This is a genomic window from Pseudomonas sp. OV226, assembly GCF_003148705.1.
Classification (GTDB): Bacteria; Pseudomonadota; Gammaproteobacteria; order Pseudomonadales; family Pseudomonadaceae; genus Aquipseudomonas.
In genome coordinates this window covers 132119-149275 of record NZ_QGGS01000014.1, presented here as the reverse complement: position 1 = coordinate 149275, position 17157 = coordinate 132119, and the positions used below count along the sequence as shown (strand labels likewise).

Annotated in this window: 18 protein-coding genes; 12 read left to right on the top strand and 6 right to left on the bottom strand. The window is 58.2% G+C overall.

What is annotated here, in order from left to right:
• Positions 1 to 365: 365 nt before the first annotated feature.
• Both C7534_RS21165 and C7534_RS21160 read right to left on the bottom strand, forming a co-directional pair.
• Positions 366 to 1586 (bottom strand): CaiB/BaiF CoA transferase family protein, encoded by a 1221-nt coding sequence (locus C7534_RS21165; protein ID WP_109786914.1) that lies wholly within the window; start codon positions 1584 to 1586, stop codon positions 366 to 368.
• Positions 1587 to 1599: 13 nt separating this feature from the next.
• Positions 1600 to 2781: an acyl-CoA dehydrogenase gene (locus C7534_RS21160; protein ID WP_010465741.1), complete on the bottom strand. Its 1182-nt coding sequence runs from the start codon at positions 2779 to 2781 to the stop codon at positions 1600 to 1602.
• A 157-nt stretch (positions 2782 to 2938) separates the two neighbouring features.
• On the opposite strand from C7534_RS21160, the gene C7534_RS21155 reads away from it, so the two are divergent.
• The 11 genes from C7534_RS21155 to C7534_RS21105 all read left to right on the top strand — a co-directional run bounded on the left by C7534_RS21155 (position 2939) and on the right by C7534_RS21105 (position 13072).
• Positions 2939 to 3838 carry a LysR family transcriptional regulator gene (locus C7534_RS21155; RefSeq protein ID WP_109786913.1) on the top strand — a complete coding sequence of 300 codons (900 nt, stop codon included), beginning with the start codon at positions 2939 to 2941 and terminating at the stop codon, positions 3836 to 3838.
• Between the two features lie 435 nt (positions 3839 to 4273).
• On the top strand, positions 4274 to 5395 hold the full coding sequence (locus tag C7534_RS21150) for a Re/Si-specific NAD(P)(+) transhydrogenase subunit alpha (protein WP_046031102.1): 1122 nt from the start codon (positions 4274 to 4276) through the stop codon (positions 5393 to 5395).
• Between the two features lie 15 nt (positions 5396 to 5410).
• Entirely contained in the window at positions 5411 to 5734 is a 324-nt protein-coding gene (locus C7534_RS21145) for an NAD(P) transhydrogenase subunit alpha (RefSeq protein WP_007947884.1), read from the top strand.
• Positions 5734 to 7167 carry an NAD(P)(+) transhydrogenase (Re/Si-specific) subunit beta gene (locus tag C7534_RS21140; RefSeq protein ID WP_046031101.1) on the top strand — a complete coding sequence of 478 codons (1434 nt, stop codon included), beginning with the start codon at positions 5734 to 5736 and terminating at the stop codon, positions 7165 to 7167. Before C7534_RS21145 ends, C7534_RS21140 begins: the two co-directional genes overlap by 1 nt.
• Positions 7168 to 7380: 213 nt before the next feature.
• Positions 7381 to 8874, top strand: a complete 1494-nt coding sequence (locus tag C7534_RS21135) for an acetyl-CoA hydrolase/transferase family protein (protein ID WP_077430951.1) — start codon at positions 7381 to 7383, stop codon at positions 8872 to 8874.
• A 319-nt stretch (positions 8875 to 9193) separates the two neighbouring features.
• Positions 9194 to 9409 carry a DUF1127 domain-containing protein gene (locus tag C7534_RS21130; protein ID WP_046031099.1) on the top strand — a complete coding sequence of 72 codons (216 nt, stop codon included), beginning with the start codon at positions 9194 to 9196 and terminating at the stop codon, positions 9407 to 9409.
• Positions 9410 to 9666: 257 nt separating this feature from the next.
• Entirely contained in the window at positions 9667 to 9876 is a 210-nt protein-coding gene (locus C7534_RS21125; protein WP_077430952.1) for a DUF1127 domain-containing protein, read from the top strand.
• Positions 9877 to 10020: 144 nt separating this feature from the next.
• The gene (locus C7534_RS21120) at positions 10021 to 10341 is read left to right on the top strand and encodes a DUF2388 domain-containing protein (protein WP_046031098.1); all 321 of its coding nucleotides are present in this window, start codon (positions 10021 to 10023) and stop codon (positions 10339 to 10341) included.
• A 107-nt stretch (positions 10342 to 10448) separates the two neighbouring features.
• A complete protein-coding gene (locus tag C7534_RS21115; protein ID WP_077430953.1) occupies positions 10449 to 10766 on the top strand; it encodes a DUF2388 domain-containing protein in 318 nt (105 codons plus the stop codon).
• Positions 10767 to 10793: 27 nt separating this feature from the next.
• Positions 10794 to 11114, top strand: a complete 321-nt coding sequence (locus C7534_RS21110; RefSeq protein WP_046031096.1) for a DUF2388 domain-containing protein — start codon at positions 10794 to 10796, stop codon at positions 11112 to 11114.
• Positions 11111 to 13072: a DUF7844 domain-containing protein gene (locus tag C7534_RS21105; protein ID WP_109786912.1), complete on the top strand. Its 1962-nt coding sequence runs from the start codon at positions 11111 to 11113 to the stop codon at positions 13070 to 13072. Before C7534_RS21110 ends, C7534_RS21105 begins: the two co-directional genes overlap by 4 nt.
• A 54-nt stretch (positions 13073 to 13126) precedes the next feature.
• Here the strand turns inward: C7534_RS21105 and C7534_RS21100 are convergent, their stop codons facing one another.
• The 3 genes from C7534_RS21100 to trpB all read right to left on the bottom strand — a co-directional run bounded on the left by C7534_RS21100 (position 13127) and on the right by trpB (position 15751).
• Positions 13127 to 13582 carry an anti-virulence regulator CigR family protein gene (locus C7534_RS21100; RefSeq protein ID WP_109786911.1) on the bottom strand — a complete coding sequence of 152 codons (456 nt, stop codon included), beginning with the start codon at positions 13580 to 13582 and terminating at the stop codon, positions 13127 to 13129.
• A gap of 121 nt (positions 13583 to 13703) precedes the next feature.
• Complete coding sequence (gene trpA / locus C7534_RS21095) at positions 13704 to 14516, bottom strand: tryptophan synthase subunit alpha (RefSeq protein WP_109786910.1); 813 nt, start codon at positions 14514 to 14516, stop codon at positions 13704 to 13706.
• Positions 14516 to 15751, bottom strand: coding sequence for a tryptophan synthase subunit beta (gene trpB, locus C7534_RS21090; RefSeq protein ID WP_007902766.1), 1236 nt, complete (start codon positions 15749 to 15751; stop codon positions 14516 to 14518). The genes trpA and trpB overlap by 1 nt, the downstream gene beginning before the upstream one ends.
• 126 nt (positions 15752 to 15877) lie before the next feature.
• Between trpB and C7534_RS21085 the strand changes: the two genes are divergently transcribed.
• Positions 15878 to 16771: a LysR family transcriptional regulator gene (locus tag C7534_RS21085; RefSeq protein ID WP_109786909.1), complete on the top strand. Its 894-nt coding sequence runs from the start codon at positions 15878 to 15880 to the stop codon at positions 16769 to 16771.
• On the opposite strand, the gene C7534_RS21080 is transcribed toward C7534_RS21085, so the two are convergent.
• Entirely contained in the window at positions 16768 to 17094 is a 327-nt protein-coding gene (locus C7534_RS21080; RefSeq protein ID WP_109786908.1) for a DUF883 family protein, read from the bottom strand. The genes C7534_RS21085 and C7534_RS21080 overlap by 4 nt on opposite strands.
• Positions 17095 to 17157: the final 63 nt, after the last annotated feature.

Sequence of the window (17157 nt, the reverse complement as noted above, 5' to 3'; positions counted from 1 at the left end):
ATTTTCAGAAGTTTTCAAAGTTTCGCTTGGAAATCTTTAACAACTTCAACCACTTGCGCTTCCGATCACTCGGTAGCGGGAGGCGAATTCTACAGCGTTACACGCTGCTGTCAACACCTCTTTTTCAACTCCTTTCGGACTTCGATGAACTGAAGCCACTCACTGCCGAAAACTGCGTAACTCTTTGTTTACCAAGGAGTTTTCCGTTTCGACTGCGCCGGAAGTGGGGCGAATTATAGACATCCTGAATCTGCCGTCAAGCACTGATTTGGGCTTTCTATCAATAACGCCCCAAAAGCCGACAAACAACCCAATTCCCCTCTATATGAAGAGCAAAACAGCCGGCCTCTATATAGAAGGAATCCTCAAAGCACTCCAGCCTCTTTGAAAGCAGCCACCGCACCAGCTCCCAGGCCCAGCACACGCTGCAGAACCTCTTGCGTATGCTCACCCAGCAATGGAGGGGCATTGCGGTACTCCACCGGAGTCTTGGATAGACGAATAGGGCTCGCCACCTGCGGCACCATCCCAGCCAACACATGGGGCAACTCAATCGCCAACCCACGTGCCTTGACCTGAGGATCAGCAAACATCTGAGCCAGATCATTTATCGGGCCACATGGCACGCCAGCCTCCTCCAGCTGCAGCACCCACTCAGCCGTGGTCTTGAACACCGTCGCCTGACGGATCAGCGGAATCAAGACCGCCCGATTTGCCACCCGCAGTTTATTGGTTACAAAGCGCGGATCATCCGCCCACTGCGGCTGACCCGCCACTTCGGCAAACTTGCGGAATTGACCATCGTTACCCACGGTCAGGATGAAGTCGCCATCAGCCGTAGGAAAGTCCTGATAAGGCACGATGTTCGGATGGGCGTTACCCAAGCGCTTAGGCGCATTGCCTGTCGTCAGGTAGTTCATCGCCTGGTTAGCCAGGCATGCAACCTGAACATCCAGCAATGCCATGTCGATATGCTGGCCGCCGCCATCGTGATCCCGATGCGCTAGCGCCGCCAGAATCGCCACTGTCGAATAGAGCCCGGTCAAGATGTCTGTCAGCGCTACACCAACCTTTACCGGCCCGGCCCCCTCATCCCCTTCCGGTCGCCCCGTCAGGCTCATCAGGCCACCCAAGCCCTGGATCATGAAGTCATAACCCGCACGCTTGGCGTAAGGGCCGGTCTGACCAAACCCAGTGATGGAGCAATAGATCAGGTTCGGGTTGATGGCTTTGAGCGACTCATAGTCCAGCCCGTAGGCGGCCAGCCCACCAACCTTGAAGTTCTCGATCAGAATGTCCGACTTGGCCGCCAGCTCACGCACCAACTTCTGACCTTCAGGGCGTGTGAAGTCGATGGTGACCGATTGCTTGTTGCGATTGGCCGACAAGTAGTAGGCGGCCTCGCTGGTGTTCTCGCCATAGGCGTCTTTAAGAAAAGGAGGCCCCCAGGCGCGCGTATCATCGCCATTGCCCGGGCGCTCGACCTTAATCACCTCGGCGCCAAGGTCCGCAAGGATCTGGCCAGCCCAAGGCCCGGCCAATACCCGCGACAAATCCAGTACCCGCAGATGCGAAAGCGCGCCCATGGCCGTTCTCCTATTAATAGAACGCCTGGATGCCGGTCTGCGCGCGCCCAAGGATCAGCGCGTGGACGTCATGCGTACCCTCATAGGTATTCACCACTTCCAGGTTGACCAGGTGACGAGCAACACCGAACTCGTCAGAGATGCCATTGCCACCCAGCATGTCACGCGCCATACGAGCGATATCCAGGGACTTGCCGCATGAGTTGCGCTTCATCATCGACGTGATCTCGACCGCCGCAGTGCCTTCGTCTTTCATACGACCCAGGCGCAGGCAACCTTGCAGCGCCAGGGTGATTTCAGTCTGCATGTCGGCCAGCTTTTTCTGGATCAACTGAGTGGCGGCCAACGGACGACCGAACTGCTGACGGTCCAGGGTGTATTGGCGAGCGGTGTGCCAGCAGAACTCGGCGGCACCCAGCGCGCCCCAGGAAATGCCATAACGCGCGGAGTTGAGGCAGGTGAAAGGGCCTTTCAAGCCACGGACGTCAGGGAAAATGTTCTCTTCAGGGACAAATACGTTATCCATGACGATCTCGCCTGTAATGGATGCACGCAGGCCGACCTTACCGTGAATCGCCGGAGCGCTCAGGCCTTTCCAGCCCTTCTCCAATACGAAACCACGGATGTCGCCGGCGTCATCTTTACCCCAGACGACGAACACATCTGCGATAGGGCTGTTAGTGATCCACATCTTGCTGCCGGTCAGGCTGTAACCGCCTTCCACTTTGCGCGCACGAGTAATCATCGCACCCGGGTCAGAACCGTGGTTAGGCTCAGTCAGACCAAAGCAGCCAATCCACTCGCCGGAGGCCAGTTTCGGCAGGTACTTCTGCTTTTGGGCTTCGGTGCCAAATTCATTAATAGGCACCATGACCAACGAGGACTGCACGCTCATCATCGAGCGGTAGCCAGAGTCGACGCGCTCGACTTCACGAGCGATCAGACCGTAGCTGACATAGTTCAGGCCGCTGCCGCCGTACTGCTCAGGGATAGTTGCCCCCAACAGACCGACTTCGCCCATTTCGCGGAAAATTGCCGGGTCGGTTTTTTCATGACGGAAAGCTTCGAGGACGCGCGGCGCAAGCTTCTGCTGAGCGAATTGCTCGGCGGTGTCGCGAATCATGCGTTCTTCTTCAGTGAGCTGTTGATCCAGCAGCAGGGGATCGATCCAGTTGAAGCTAGCTTTACCGCCCATGAGTGTGTCCTCTCGAATCGGGTCAAATAACGTGGACTGATCCTAGGCCGGGTTCGGCATTACGGCAAACGAGGATTTCGCATACTGTTGTGCTAAATTCTCACTCCGAAACATCGCAAAAGAGCCTTTATGCGATGTATTAGTGAGGTTGACGTACATGCGCAGGAAAATCCCCAGCACCACCGCCCTGATCAGCTTTGAAGCGGCCGCACGGCATGAAAGCTTCACCAAAGCCGCCCAGGAGCTTTCGCTGACCCAGGGTGCGATTTGCCGACAGATCGCCAGCCTGGAGGAGTTCCTCAGCGTCGAACTGTTCCGACGCTCGCGGCGCGGGGTGAAACTGACGGAGGCCGGCCTTTCCTACAGTCGCCGCGTGGCCACACAGCTCGACGCAGTGGAACGGGACACGTTGTCGGTAATGGGGCAACAGGGCGCCAATGTGATCGAACTGGCGGTAGTTCCGACTTTCGGCACTCAATGGCTGCTGCCAAGACTCAAAGACTTTCAGCACAAGCACCCGGAGGTGACGGTCAACCTCACCAACCGCACCCGCCCGTTCCTGTTTGCCGACACTGATTTTGATGCGGCGATTTACTTCGGTGACGCCGATTGGTCCGGTACCGAGTCCCACAGGTTGATGGGGGAAAATCCGATGCCAGTGTGCAGTCCGAACCTACTGGGAAAAAAGACTCGGCTGACACCTGACGAAATCGCCGACCTCCCCCTGCTGCAACAGACCACCCGCCCTTATGCATGGCGTCAGTGGTTCAACTCCCAACAGCTGAATATCCCTCGGGACATGACAGGACCGCGCTACGAGCTATTCTCCATGCTTGCTCAAGCCGCGATGCATGACATGGGGATTGCGCTAATCCCTCCGTTCCTGATTCAGCGTGAACTGGCGGAGAAACGACTGGTGATTGCCAACCCCCAGGCACTGTCCAGCATCAAGGCGTATTACCTGATGATTCCCGAGCGAAAGGTGGAATCAGCCTCTTTGAAAGCATTTCGCGACTGGCTGCTCAATCAGGCTCACAGCTACAACCTAGAGGGATAAAGGCTTCAAGGGATTAACTGACCCCGTAGTCAGCAAATTAAAAGCCCTACAGATATAACTATATGTCGCATATTCACAGACTGTACCGAAAGGCAGCACCAACGTCCCAGAAGCGCCTGAAGACGTGGCTTTGAGCCTCTATTTGCGGTCTATAACGCCTCATTCAGCGTAAAGATATGTAATTTCTGTAATTTCGACAAAAACTCCTGTAAGTCACGGCCTGCATGGGGTGCAGCCGGTTAGTTGCGACATTCGGTCACGGGGTGACTTGTAGTTAATTTTCCGTCACCCGTCATAACCCCTTGAAGGGCACAAAGTTCGCCTGCAAAATGCCGCGCCCCGCCTTGATTTGGCGGGATCGTGCTGATCGGCCGCCCCAGCCGCACCATCCGTAGTGCCTGGGTTTACTCAATAAGATCACGCAGGAGATTTGACGTGCACATTGGTGTTCCTCTCGAAACCCAGACGGGTGAAACGCGGGTTGCTGCAACCCCGGAAACCATCAAGAAGCTGATCGGCCAGGGTCATAAAGTCACTGTGCAAAGCGGCGCCGGCGTTAACGCCAGCGTTGTCGACAGTGCCTATGAAGCGGCAGGCGCAACCATTGGCAGCGCCAATGATGCGTTTGGTGCAGAGCTGATTCTCAAGGTGGTCGCCCCCAGCGACAGCGAGCTGACGCTGATTAAAAGCGGCACCGTTGTGGTGGGCATGCTCAATCCGTTCAGCAATGAAACCATTGCCAAGCTGGCCGAGCGCGGCATTACCGCCTTTGCATTGGAGGCTGCGCCACGCACTTCCCGTGCACAGAGCCTGGATGTGCTGTCCTCCCAAGCGAACATCGCCGGCTATAAAGCGGTGTTGCTGGCTGCTCATCACTACCCGCGCTTCATGCCGATGCTGATGACAGCAGCAGGTACCGTGAAAGCAGCGCGCGTGCTGATTCTGGGCGCAGGCGTGGCCGGATTGCAGGCGATTGCCACCGCCAAGCGTCTGGGCGCGGTTATCGAAGCCTCGGACGTACGTCCGGCGGTGAAGGAACAAATCGAATCCCTGGGTGCGAAATTCGTCGACGTGCCGTACGAAACCGATGAAGAGCGCGAGTGCGCTGTCGGTGTCGGCGGTTACGCGCGTCCAATGCCCGCCAGCTGGATGCAACGTCAGGCCCTGGCCGTACACGAACGCGCCAAGCAGGCTGACATCGTTATCACCACGGCACTGATCCCGGGCCGCAAGGCACCGACTCTGTTGAGCGCCGAAACGGTGGCGCAGATGAAGCCGGGCTCGGTGGTCATCGACCTCGCGGCGGCCCAGGGCGGCAACTGCCCGCTGACCGTGGCGGATCAGGTCGTCGTTGCAAACGGCGTGACCATTTGCGGCCCGACCAATCTGGCCGGTGAAGTGGCGGCAGATGCGTCGGCGTTGTACGCCCGTAACCTGCTGGACTTCCTGAAGCTGGTCTTCAACAAAGAAGGCCAATTCGAAGTGAACCTAGAAGACGATATCGTCGCCGCGTGCCTGATGTGCCGCGACGGCCAAGTCATCCGCAAAAACGCCTAAGCAGGGATTCAGACGATGGAAGAGCTTATCTCCCCCGGTATCTACAACCTGATCATCTTCGTGCTGGCGATTTATGTCGGTTATCACGTGGTCTGGAACGTTACGCCTGCGCTGCACACACCGTTGATGGCGGTGACTAACGCCATCTCGGCAATCGTCATCGTCGGCGCCATGCTGGCAGCGGCCTTGACGGTGACGCCGCTGGGCAAAACCATGGGCACCCTCGCGGTGGCCCTGGCAGCGGTGAACGTGTTTGGTGGCTTCCTGGTCACCCGCAGAATGCTTGAGATGTTCAAGAAAAAAGCCCCGAAAGTCGTAAAAGAAGAGGCGCCTAAGTAATGAGCATGAACCTTGTCACGACGCTCTACTTGATCGCGTCGATCTGCTTCATCCAGGCCCTCAAAGGCCTGTCGCACCCAACCACGTCTCGGCGCGGCAATGTCTACGGCATGCTCGGCATGGCGTTGGCGATCCTCACCACCGTGGGCCTCATCTACAAGCTGGGCGCTGAACTGGCCACCGCCGGCATCGGTTACGTTATCGTTGGCCTGCTGGTCGGCGGCACCGCCGGCTCGATCATGGCCAAGCGCGTCGAGATGACCAAGATGCCGGAACTGGTCGCCTTCATGCATAGCATGATCGGTATGGCCGCCGTGTTCATCGCTATTGCTGCTGTCGTTGAGCCGCAGTCACTGGGCATCGTCAAGCAACTGGGCGATTCGATTCCGGCCGGTAACCGCCTGGAACTGTTCCTTGGCGCAGCCATCGGTGCAATCACCTTCTCCGGTTCGGTCATCGCTTTCGGCAAGCTCTCGGGCAAGTACAAGTTCCGCCTGTTCCAGGGCGCACCGGTACAGTTCAGCGGTCAGCACAAACTGAACCTGCTGCTGGGCCTGGCCACACTGGCTCTGGGCGTGACCTTCATGATGACCGGCAATCTCAATGCCTTTGCGCTGATGCTGGTCCTGGCCTTCGTGATGGGCGTGCTGATCATCATCCCGATTGGCGGCGCAGACATGCCGGTGGTTGTGTCGATGCTCAACAGCTATTCCGGTTGGGCGGCAGCCGGTATCGGCTTCTCGCTGAACAACTCGATGCTGATCATCGCCGGTTCGCTGGTGGGCTCAAGCGGTGCGATCCTCTCGTACATCATGTGCAAGGCGATGAACCGTTCCTTCTTTAATGTGCTGCTTGGCGGCTTCGGCAACACGGCCGACGCAGGACCGGCCGGCGCCCAGGAAGCCCGCCCGGTGAAATCCGGCTCGGCTGACGACGCGACGTTCCTGCTGACCAACGCCGATACCGTGATCATCGTTCCGGGCTACGGCCTGGCAGTGGCCCGTGCCCAGCACGCGCTCAAGGAGCTGACCGAGAAGCTGACTCATCGCGGCGTGACCGTGAAGTACGCGATCCACCCGGTTGCCGGTCGTATGCCTGGCCACATGAACGTGTTGCTGGCCGAGGCAGAAGTGCCTTACGACCAGGTGTTCGAGATGGAAGACATCAACTCCGAGTTCGGCCAGGCCGACGTGGTGCTGGTGTTGGGCGCCAACGACGTGGTCAACCCGGCCGCCAAGAACGATCCGAAATCGCCGATTGCCGGCATGCCGATTCTCGAAGCGTTCAAAGCCAAGACGATCATCGTCAACAAACGTTCGATGGCCAGCGGTTATGCCGGCCTGGATAACGAACTGTTCTACCTGGACAAAACCATGATGGTCTTCGGCGACGCCAAGAAAGTCATCGAAGATATGGTTAAAGCGGTCGAGTAACCCTCCGCTGCTACACTGAACGCCCCGACTTGTCGGGGCGTTTTTGTTTGCGCAAACGCTGGACAATTTGCCGCGTTGTTACCGATCCGGTAACAGTGTTTTACTTGAAACCCGCTGAATAGACGCCTCGTTTGCGACCTTGGTAGCGGGACAGGCGCCCGCGAAATTCACTAGACTGCGCATCCTGCTACCCGTTGCCCGAGATAACAATCCATGTACCGTGACCGTATTCGCCTGCCTTCGTTGTTGGATAAAGTGATGAGCGCTGCCGACGCTGCCGCTCTGATTGAGGACGGCATGACCGTCGGCATGAGTGGTTTCACCCGCGCCGGCGAAGCGAAAGCCGTACCTCACGCGCTGGCCGAACGCGCCAAGGTCACGCCGCTGAAAATCACCCTGATGACCGGTGCCAGCCTGGGTAACGACCTCGACAAACAGCTGACCGAAGCCGGTGTACTGTCGCGGCGCATGCCCTTCCAGGTGGACAGCACCCTGCGCAAAGCCATCAACGCAGGCGAAGTGATGTTCATCGACCAGCACCTCTCGGAAACCGTGGAGCAACTGCGCAACCAACAACTCAAATTGCCGGATATCGCGGTGATTGAAGCCGTTGCCATTACCGAACAGGGCCATATCGTACCGACCACATCGGTCGGCAACTCGGCCAGCTTCGCGATTTTCGCCAAACACGTGATCATCGAGATCAACCTGGCGCACAACCCGAACCTGGAAGGCCTGCACGACATCTATATCCCGACGTACCGCCCGACCCGCACGCCGATTCCACTGGTGAAGGTCGATGATCGCATTGGCAGCACCGCCATCCCGATCCCGCCGGAGAAGATCGTCGCGATCGTGATCACCAATCAATCCGACTCCCCCTCCACGGTGTTGCCACCGGACACCGAGACCCAGGCCATCGCCGACCACCTGATCAACTTCTTCAAGCAGGAAGTGGCTGCCGGACGGATGACCAACAAGCTTGGCCCATTGCAGGCCGGTATCGGCACCATCGCCAACTCAGTGATGTGCGGCCTGATCGACTCACCGTTCGAAGACCTGACCATGTATTCCGAGGTACTGCAGGATTCGACATTCGACCTGATCGATGCCGGCAAGCTGAGCTTTGCGTCGGGCAGCTCGATCACCTTGTCGAGTCGTCGCAATGCCGACGTGTTTGGCAACCTTGAGCGCTATAAGGACAAATTGGTGCTGCGCCCACAGGAAATCTCCAATCACCCGGAAGTGGTGCGTCGACTGGGCATTATCGGTATCAACACGGCGCTGGAGTTCGACCTCTATGGCAACGTCAACTCCACGCACGTGTGCGGCACACGGATGATGAACGGCATTGGCGGCTCGGGCGACTTTGCACGCAATGCGCATCTGTCCATCTTCGTCACCAAATCGATTGCCAAGGGCGGGGCAATCTCCAGCGTCGTGCCGATGGTCAGCCACGTTGACCACACGGAGCATGACGTCGACATCCTCGTCACCGAAATCGGTCTGGCTGACTTACGTGGTTTGGCACCACGGGAACGGGCGCGGGTCGTCATCGACAACTGTGTGCACCCGGACTATCGCCAGGCCCTGGACGACTACTTCACCGCAGCTTGTGCAATCGGCGGACACACGCCACATATCCTGCGCGATGCGCTGAGTTGGCACATCAACCTGGAAGAAACAGGGCGCATGCTCAAGGCGTAATTGGTACAGATAGCGGCTGACGCAAACACAGTTTCGTCAGCGCGCTATTGTTTCGTGGAAATCTGTTTAAAACTGTACTGCTGTACTGGTCATTTCCTACCGTAATTCCCTACCTTTTCAAACCATTCACACGAAAACGCACTAAATAAGTGCAGATAGATACAGTTGCCTCAATTTTTACCAGTACACCGCCTATAAACAGTTAACTGAGCCCTCACAATACAGATGAACTGTATCTACAGTGACTAGGCAAACGAGAGGATCATGGGCACCAGTTAAACCACTACCTAATCCCGCCACAAGCGGAAGGATGTCAATCATGGAACGTACACTCAGTTCCGGCCTGTTCTTCGAAGACACTGCTGCAAAAACCCAAGCCTCGATGCCTCTGCGCGTTATCGCCAACCTGATGCTGTGGCAGCGCCGCATCTCCAGCCGCCATCAACTGGCTCGCCTGGATTCGCGTCTGCTGGCTGACGCCGGGATTAGCGAAGCACAACGCTACGAAGAGCTGAGCAAGCCGTTCTGGCGCTAAGCTAGCGTCGCTGGCCCTGACCCCTCGGGTCCACTGCCAGCACTCCAGATTGAAAAAACAAAGCCCGTCGTGGGAAACCACGACGGGCTTTGTCGTTTTCGCGCCATCGAACTCGGAAAAACAACAGCGTTATGCAAGAGCGGTACAGTTTGTTAAAACCGATCACTGTACAAGTACAATTTCTATGCGGTGTATCTGTTTAGCAAAAACGGGGAGGGCCACCATGGAGGCTCATTCCAAAGCACACGGATCGCGCCATGAATCACTTACAAGATATTTCCGCACCTGCGCCGCAAGCGAAACCTTGTTTCACCTGGCTACAACGTACGTGGGCAGCACTCTCCCGCGGCCTGGAACGGGCCAGAACCCGGCGCCTATTGGGTCAGCTAAACGATCAACAGCTTTCAGACCTGGGCATCAGCCACGCCGATCGCGTCAATGAACTGGATAAACCGTTCTGGCGCTAGCGACCGACCCTGAACAGACGGGCTGTGCGAACTGTTAAAAGCAGGCCTAATATCAACCGGAACGTGGCGCACGCTGTACAACAGGCGTCTGATCCAGCAGATACCTTGCCACCTCTCAATTGGTTTTCCTGAAGGAGATACACCATGTCCCGTCTTCGCTTGCTCAGCGTCGCAGCCCTGCTTGCAGTGGCTGCCAATGCCAACGCCACCAGCTTTGTCGTGACCACTGACGCTGTCGTCAAAGCGTTAAAGGCCACGTCCGATGCAACCACCGACGTCGTTTCCTCTTCTTTTAAGGACAACAAGATTGTGCGTGAAGCGCGCGATGATGCCGCCAGCTTCGTCGCCAGCGAAGGTGCCATCCGCGGCGTAAAACTCGAAAGTGCGCTCGATTACATTCGCCACCAGGCGCCACAGCTGAACGCAACGGATGCACAGCTGGCTCAAGCCATCCTGACCATCTAAGCGAAAGCCCTGACGTGGGACACGCCCAACGTGTCCCCATGTTTCGGCGCTGGCTCTAGACCGGACGTTGCGCTAGCCTTGGGGCTCGCTTTCAGCTATCGAGTCTCATGCGTTTTCATTCAAGGTTGTTGCTCACGCCCCTATTGCTTGTGGCCTGCTGGTCGGGCTCGGCACATGCTTTCGATGCCTTCAATCTTTCCACACAAGGTACTGTCGCCAGTGGTTATGGCAGCAGTCTGGTGACCTCCGCGCCCTTCGACCGTAAACTGCTGCTCGCCGCTCACGATGATGCAGCGGCATTCATCGCCAGCGACACCCAATTGCGAGGAGCACAGCTGGAGTCCGCCCTGATTTATCTGCGCCAGACCCAGCCCAAACTTCATGCAAGCGACCTTGAACTGGCACTGGCAATTCTCGTCCAATAGTTATCCTTGTTTCCCCGGAGTCGTTCCATGCGTAGCCCGCTGATTGCTGCCACCCTTGGTCTGTTGTTGCTGGCCGATGTGGCACAGGCCCATACCCTGGTTGCCACCAGTAACATGCTCATTCGTGCCACCCAGCGCACGCTTGATTTCACCTCTGATACCACCACCTCCATCCGTGACTCGAAGATCATTCGTGAAGCCCACGACGACGCAGCCACGTTTGTTGCCAGCGACGGCGATATCCGTGGCGCGCACCTCGAAGCGGCTTTCAACACCCTGCGCGATCGCGTGCCTGAGGCCCGGGATGCCAGTGACCAGGTACTCGCCGAAGCCATCCTCGCCCTGTGAAGTCGCCAGCCGCCTGGCTGCTGGCCGGGGTCATGTTGCTGTTCGGCAACGCGGCTCACGCCAGTCTGCAATTACAACTCAAGACTGAAGGTCTCAGCCCGGCACAACAGCAGGCCAGCCAGGCACTGTTAGATGAAGCCATGCAGGCGCTTCCGCCTCGTTTCATCGAGCAACTGGATCGGCGCATTGATGTCGGCTGGACCGACAACATGCCAAGCAATGCCTACGGCCAGGCATCGCTGGTGTCCGAACTCGACCTGAACCGCAACCTGCTCGCCAGCCTTACCGATGGCAGCGCCGCGACCAGGAAAACCTATCGCCCTCACGGCACCGTACGCAGGGAAATGCTCGCCACGGTGGTGCACGAGCTCACCCACATTTACGACCGCTCGCGCCTGTGGCCAGACGCGGAGCGTAAATTGATTCAACGCTGCACCCGGCGCAACAACAGTGCCGGACTGGTCGGTATTCCTGACGAGTGCCGTGGCCAGAATGATCGTCGCTTCACCCTCAGCGACGATCCACGCCTGCTCGACCTGGCCGGCTGGCAACAATACGTCGGCCGTCGCGGTGAACGTGAACAACACAACAAGCAGATCGCCCGCAGTCCGGACATCTACGAAACGGACAGTCCCAAAGAGTTCGTCGCGGTCAACATGGAGTATTTCCTACTCGACCCGAGCTACGCCTGTCGTCGTCCAATGCTGTATCGCTACTACCAGGAACACTTCGGCTGGGCGCCGGCAGCCAAAAACACCTGCGCCAAAACCTTCGCCTTCCTCAATGCTGGCAATGACTTCGCCAAGCAACCCCTTGGGCAGGTGGATCCGGAACGGGTCTATGCCGTCGACTATCTGCTGGCCGAAGCCAATCAGAACTGGGTCAGCCGCTGGGGCCACAGCATGTTGCGACTGGTGATCTGTGCGCCAGGACGACCACGGGGGCCCGACTGCCGTCTCGACCTGGACCAGCATCTGGTCTTGTCTTATCGCGCCTTCGTCGGTGACGTACAGCTCTCGAGCTGGGACGGATTGGTCGGTAAATACCCGTCGCGCCTGTTTGTCCTGCCACTGGCCCAAGTGATCGACGAATACACCAAGACCGAACTGCGCAGCCTCGCCTCGGTGCCGCTCAATCTGTCGCGCAGCGAGATCGAAGGCGTCGTGGAGCGCGCCGCCGAGATGCACTGGAGTTACGACGGCAGCTACTTTTTCCTGTCCAACAACTGCGCGGTGGAGGAGCTGAAGTTGCTGCGCAGCGGCACCAATAATGCACAACTGGTCGGACTGGATAACATCATGCCGAACGGCTTGCTCAAAGTGCTCAAGGGGCGCGGGCTGGCGGATACCAGCGTGCTGGATGACCCACGTGAAGCGCTCCGACTGGGTTATCGCTTCGACTCCTTCCGCGATCGTTATCAAGCCATGTTCGACGTGTTGAAGAAGCGCTTGCCGATCAAGCAGGAAAAAGTCGAAGACTGGCTGGCATTGAAAGCGGTAGAGCGCCGGCAATGGTTCGAACAGGCTGACCTGCGCGCCAGCGCGGCGTTGTTGTTGTTGGAACAGGCAGCCTTGCGCCAGCAATTGCTGCTGGCTCAGGACGAAGTAAAGCAGCGTTACCTGGGTGCTCGGAATCTGGAAAACGGCGGTATGGACAAGGCCAATGCGACCTTGAAGGATATTCTGGCCAACAGCGGCTACCTCAGCCGTCCGGCGGAACTGCTCGGCAGCAGCGGTTATGGATTGCCCCAACCGAGTGAATGGCAACGCCTGGAATCAGAAAGCAGCCTGCGCCAAAAGCAACTTCTGGTGCTGACAGGCGACCTGGACAAGGAAGTGAGAGCGCTGCTCGAACCGAGTCGTGCAGCCGAAATGGCCGCCAATGAAGCCAACCTGAAGCAAGTTGGCGAACATCTGAGAAAGCTGCACAAGGCAGCTGGCGGGTTGGAGCTGCCCTAGTAAAAAGGGCTTCGTGGATGATCCACGAAGCCCTTTTTTTGCTTGCACGTTAAATCAAAGAACCCCTTCCAGAATTTCGTAAACAACCCCGCTGCCTACGGCGATCAGCGCAATGTCGCCGCCTGCACGACGCCATTCATACCCCGGGTAATACGGCAGGCGACCCAGCGCGCGATTGTCCAGACGCTCACCATAATAGCCGTGGGGCAACGGCCGGCCGCGTTCCAGATGAATACCCGGAGGTGGTGGCGCACCGCGCACAAAATACCCATGATTGTCGTGAATCGTCTGGCGCACCGGGCCGAAGTCCCGGGGCGGAGGGCCCCCGCGATGGTTGTCCTGATGACTACGGTGATCATCGCCATGATTGTCGCCATGGTTATCGTATTGACCCTGCTGAGGGCCGCCATGGTCGTGATCGTCGCGCTGATCAGCGCTCGCGTGCAGCAATGGGGTGGCACTCAGCATCAGCACGCCCAGGCTGGCAATCAGACGTTTCGGCATTTTCATCGGGGCTTTCCTCACTGCACATACAGCAAAAAGGGCCTCAGAACGTAGTCCTGAAGCCCTCGGTCTTGCTGGTTAGTCTGTGCCGCGAGGCTCTAATTCCTCTGTATCAGGAACTTTACCTTCAGCTGACCCGCGCTTGACGCACGCCTTCCGACAGCGCTGCGCAAAGGCTGAGCACACCATCAATCGCCTGATCCGGCGTCGACGCATTGGCGATGTGATCGATCAATGCCGACCCCACGACAACACCATCTGCCAGGCGAGCAATGGAAGCCGCTTGCTCCGGAGTACGAATGCCAAAACCAATGCTGATCGGCAAATCTGTGTGGCGACGCAGACGCGCAACCGCCTCTTCAACGTGTTCCAGCGTCGCCGCCCCTGCACCGGTCACACCCGCAACCGACACGTAGTAAACGAAACCGGAGCTGCCGTTCAGAACCGTCGGCAGGCGCACGTCATCAGTGGTTGGCGTGGTCAGACGAATGAAATCCAGACCCGCTGCCTGAGCCGGGTCGCACAACTCGCCGTTATGCTCGGGCGGCAAGTCGACCACGATCAGGCCATCAACACCGGCCTCTTTGGCTTCAGCGATGAAGCGTGGCACGCCGTACATGTGGATAGGGTTGAAATAACCCATCAGCACCAGCGGAGTCTCGGTGTTGCCTTCACGGAACTCGCGAACCATTTGCAGGGTTTTCGCCAGGTTCTGCTTGGCGCCCAAGGCACGAATGTTGGCCAACTGGATCGCCGGGCCATCAGCCATCGGATCCGTGAAGGGCATGCCCAGCTCGATCACGTCGGCGCCAGCCGCGGGCAAGCCTTTGAGGATTGCCAGGGAAGTGTCATAGCTCGGGTCGCCAGCGGTGACGAAGGTCACGAGGGCGGCGCGGTTCTGTTCCTTGAGTTCGGCAAAGCGCGTTTGCAGGCGGCTCATCAGTGTTTCTCCTGCTTGGATTGCTCTTGTTGGGAGTGTTCCATGTGGTGCATCACGGTTTGCATGTCTTTGTCGCCACGACCGGACAGGTTGACCACCATCAGGTGATCCTTCGGCAAGGTCGGTGCGCGTTTGAACACTTCGGCCAGGGCGTGGGCGCTTTCCAGTGCAGGAATAATCCCCTCCAGGCGGCAGCATTTGTGGAACGCATCGAGGGCTTCATCGTCGGTCACCGAGGTGTACTGAACGCGACCGATATCATGCAACCACGCGTGTTCCGGGCCGATACCTGGATAATCGAGGCCGGCGGAAATCGAGTGAGCATCGATGATCTGGCCATCGTCGTCCTGCAACAGGAAAGTACGGTTGCCGTGGAGCACGCCCGGTACGCCGCCGTTCAGGCTGGCTGCATGTTTACCGGTTTCGATACCGTAACCGGCAGCTTCCACGCCGATGATCTCGACACTCTTGTCGTCCAGGAACGGGTGAAACAGGCCCATGGCGTTGGAACCGCCACCGATGCACGCCACCAGGCTGTCCGGCAGGCGACCTTCTTGCGCTTGCAGCTGTTCACGGGTTTCCTTGCCGATAACGGCCTGGAAGTCGCGAACCATGGCCGGATACGGGTGTGGTCCGGCCACGGTGCCGATCAGGTAGAAGGTGCTGTCGACGTTGGTTACCCAGTCACGCAGCGCTTCGTTCATCGCATCTTTCAGGGTGCCGGTGCCGGCGACGACCGGAATCACTTCGGCGCCCAGCAACTTCATGCGAAACACGTTGGCTTGCTGACGTTCGATGTCGGTGGTGCCCATGTAGATCACGCAGTCGAGACCGAAACGAGCGGCTACGGTAGCGGTCGCCACGCCGTGCATGCCTGCACCGGTTTCGGCGATGATGCGTTTCTTGCCCATGCGCCGCGCCAGCAGGATCTGGCCAATGCAGTTGTTGATCTTGTGCGCGCCGGTGTGGTTCAGCTCTTCACGCTTCAGATAAATCTTCGCACCACCGCAGAACTCGGTCAGGCGTTCGGCGAAATACAGTGGGCTCGGGCGTCCGACATAGTCGCGCTGGAAGTAGGCCAATTCTTCTTTGAACGCCGGATCTTCCTTGGCCGCTTCGTATTCGCGGGCCAGGTCGAGGATCAACGGCATCAGGGTTTCGGCAACGTAACGGCCGCCGAACGCGCCAAACAGGCCGTTGGCATCGGGGCCATTGCGCAGATTAGTCTGGGTCATGGGTCGCTCCGGTTGAATGGGTGGGATGATGCTTTTGAAAAGAGAGTGGGCTTAACTCTACCCCTGACGCCCCACTCTGAAAACCGATAAGATCGCCGCAACCTGTCAGGAAAACTCACATATCCCATGAGCCATGACCTCCCCCCGCTGAACGCCCTTCGTGCCTTCGAAGCCACTGCCCGCCTGAACAGCGTCAGTCAGGCTGCCGAACAGCTGCACGTCACCCATGGCGCAGTCAGCAGACAGCTGAAGGTGCTGGAAGAGCACCTCGGGGTGAGTCTTTTCGTCAAGGATGGCCGCGGCCTTAAACTCACAGATGCCGGCACTCGATTACGCGACGCCAGCGGCGAAGCGTTCGAACGGTTACGCACGGTGTGTACAGAGCTGACGCAGAGCACCGCCGATGCGCCCTTCGTACTCGGCTGCTCGGGAAGCCTGCTGGCGCGCTGGTTCATTCCACGCCTGGGACGGCTGAATACGGACTTGCCTGACCTGCGCCTACACCTGTCCGCTGGCGAAGGCGATCTTGACCCGCGCCGGCCAGGTCTCGATGCGTTGCTGGTATTTGCCGAACCGCCGTGGCCGGCGGACATGCAGGTCTATGAACTGACCAGCGAACGGATCGGCCCCGTCATGAGCCCGCGATTCGCCGGCTACGAGAAGTTGCAAGGCGTACCGGCGGCTGCGCTGCGGAACGAGCCTTTGCTCCACACCACATCGAGACCCCAGGCGTGGCCGAGCTGGGCGCAGCACAACGGCCTCGATCCCAAGGGTTTGAAGTATGGTCAAGGTTTTGAGCATTTGTACTATTTGCTGGAAGCCGCAGTGGCCGGCCTGGGAGTGGCCATTGCACCAGAGCCGTTGGTGGCCGAGGACGTGAAGGCCGGTCGCCTGGTTGCGCCATGGGGTTTCAGTGAAACCCCGGCGCAACTGGCGTTGTGGCTACCCAAGCGCGCCGCGGATGGGCGGGCTCGGCAGTTGGCGCAGTGGCTGAAGAATGAACTGCGCCAGGCAGATTAATCCCCGCGCTTGCACAGCAGATAAGCCGCGAGAAGACCCAACGCCCCCACGGCAACACCGGCCGTCGTCCAAGGGTGTTCCTGGGCGTAGTCCCGAGTGGCGACCCCGGTTTCACGGGTTTTGACTTTGACTTCTTCGTACGCATCGCTGAGCAAATGACGCGAATGTTTCAGCGCATTTTCGGCGTTGACCTTCAAGGTTTTAAGGGTTCTACGCGACTCGTCCGACGCATCGTCTTTCAAGCTTTCCAACGATTTGAGCAAACTCTCGATTTCGGCTTCCATGCTTTGCAATGAGGCTTTACGTAAAGAGGTGTTGGCCATGGTGGCTCTCCTGCGTTGATTGAGTTGCGTGTGTTGATTGGGACTTCAGGGGTTGGAGAAAGT

Excerpts from the sequence above, each read along its gene's own strand:
- C7534_RS21165 (WP_109786914.1), bottom strand. The coding sequence starts at position 1,586 with ATGGGCGCGCTTTCGCATCTGCGGGTACTGGATTTGTCGCGGGTATTG.
- C7534_RS21160 (WP_010465741.1), bottom strand. The coding sequence starts at position 2,781 with ATGGGCGGTAAAGCTAGCTTCAACTGGATCGATCCCCTGCTGCTGGAT.
- C7534_RS21155 (WP_109786913.1), top strand. The coding sequence starts at position 2,939 with ATGCGCAGGAAAATCCCCAGCACCACCGCCCTGATCAGCTTTGAAGCG.
- C7534_RS21145 (WP_007947884.1), top strand. The coding sequence starts at position 5,411 with ATGGAAGAGCTTATCTCCCCCGGTATCTACAACCTGATCATCTTCGTG.
- C7534_RS21140 (WP_046031101.1), top strand. The coding sequence starts at position 5,734 with ATGAGCATGAACCTTGTCACGACGCTCTACTTGATCGCGTCGATCTGC.
- C7534_RS21135 (WP_077430951.1), top strand. The coding sequence starts at position 7,381 with ATGTACCGTGACCGTATTCGCCTGCCTTCGTTGTTGGATAAAGTGATG.
- C7534_RS21130 (WP_046031099.1), top strand. The coding sequence starts at position 9,194 with ATGGAACGTACACTCAGTTCCGGCCTGTTCTTCGAAGACACTGCTGCA.
- C7534_RS21125 (WP_077430952.1), top strand. The coding sequence starts at position 9,667 with ATGAATCACTTACAAGATATTTCCGCACCTGCGCCGCAAGCGAAACCT.
- C7534_RS21120 (WP_046031098.1), top strand. The coding sequence starts at position 10,021 with ATGTCCCGTCTTCGCTTGCTCAGCGTCGCAGCCCTGCTTGCAGTGGCT.
- C7534_RS21115 (WP_077430953.1), top strand. The coding sequence starts at position 10,449 with ATGCGTTTTCATTCAAGGTTGTTGCTCACGCCCCTATTGCTTGTGGCC.
- C7534_RS21110 (WP_046031096.1), top strand. The coding sequence starts at position 10,794 with ATGCGTAGCCCGCTGATTGCTGCCACCCTTGGTCTGTTGTTGCTGGCC.
- C7534_RS21100 (WP_109786911.1), bottom strand. The coding sequence starts at position 13,582 with ATGAAAATGCCGAAACGTCTGATTGCCAGCCTGGGCGTGCTGATGCTG.
- trpA (WP_109786910.1), bottom strand. The coding sequence starts at position 14,516 with ATGAGCCGCCTGCAAACGCGCTTTGCCGAACTCAAGGAACAGAACCGC.
- trpB (WP_007902766.1), bottom strand. The coding sequence starts at position 15,751 with ATGACCCAGACTAATCTGCGCAATGGCCCCGATGCCAACGGCCTGTTT.
- C7534_RS21085 (WP_109786909.1), top strand. The coding sequence starts at position 15,878 with ATGAGCCATGACCTCCCCCCGCTGAACGCCCTTCGTGCCTTCGAAGCC.
- C7534_RS21080 (WP_109786908.1), bottom strand. The coding sequence starts at position 17,094 with ATGGCCAACACCTCTTTACGTAAAGCCTCATTGCAAAGCATGGAAGCC.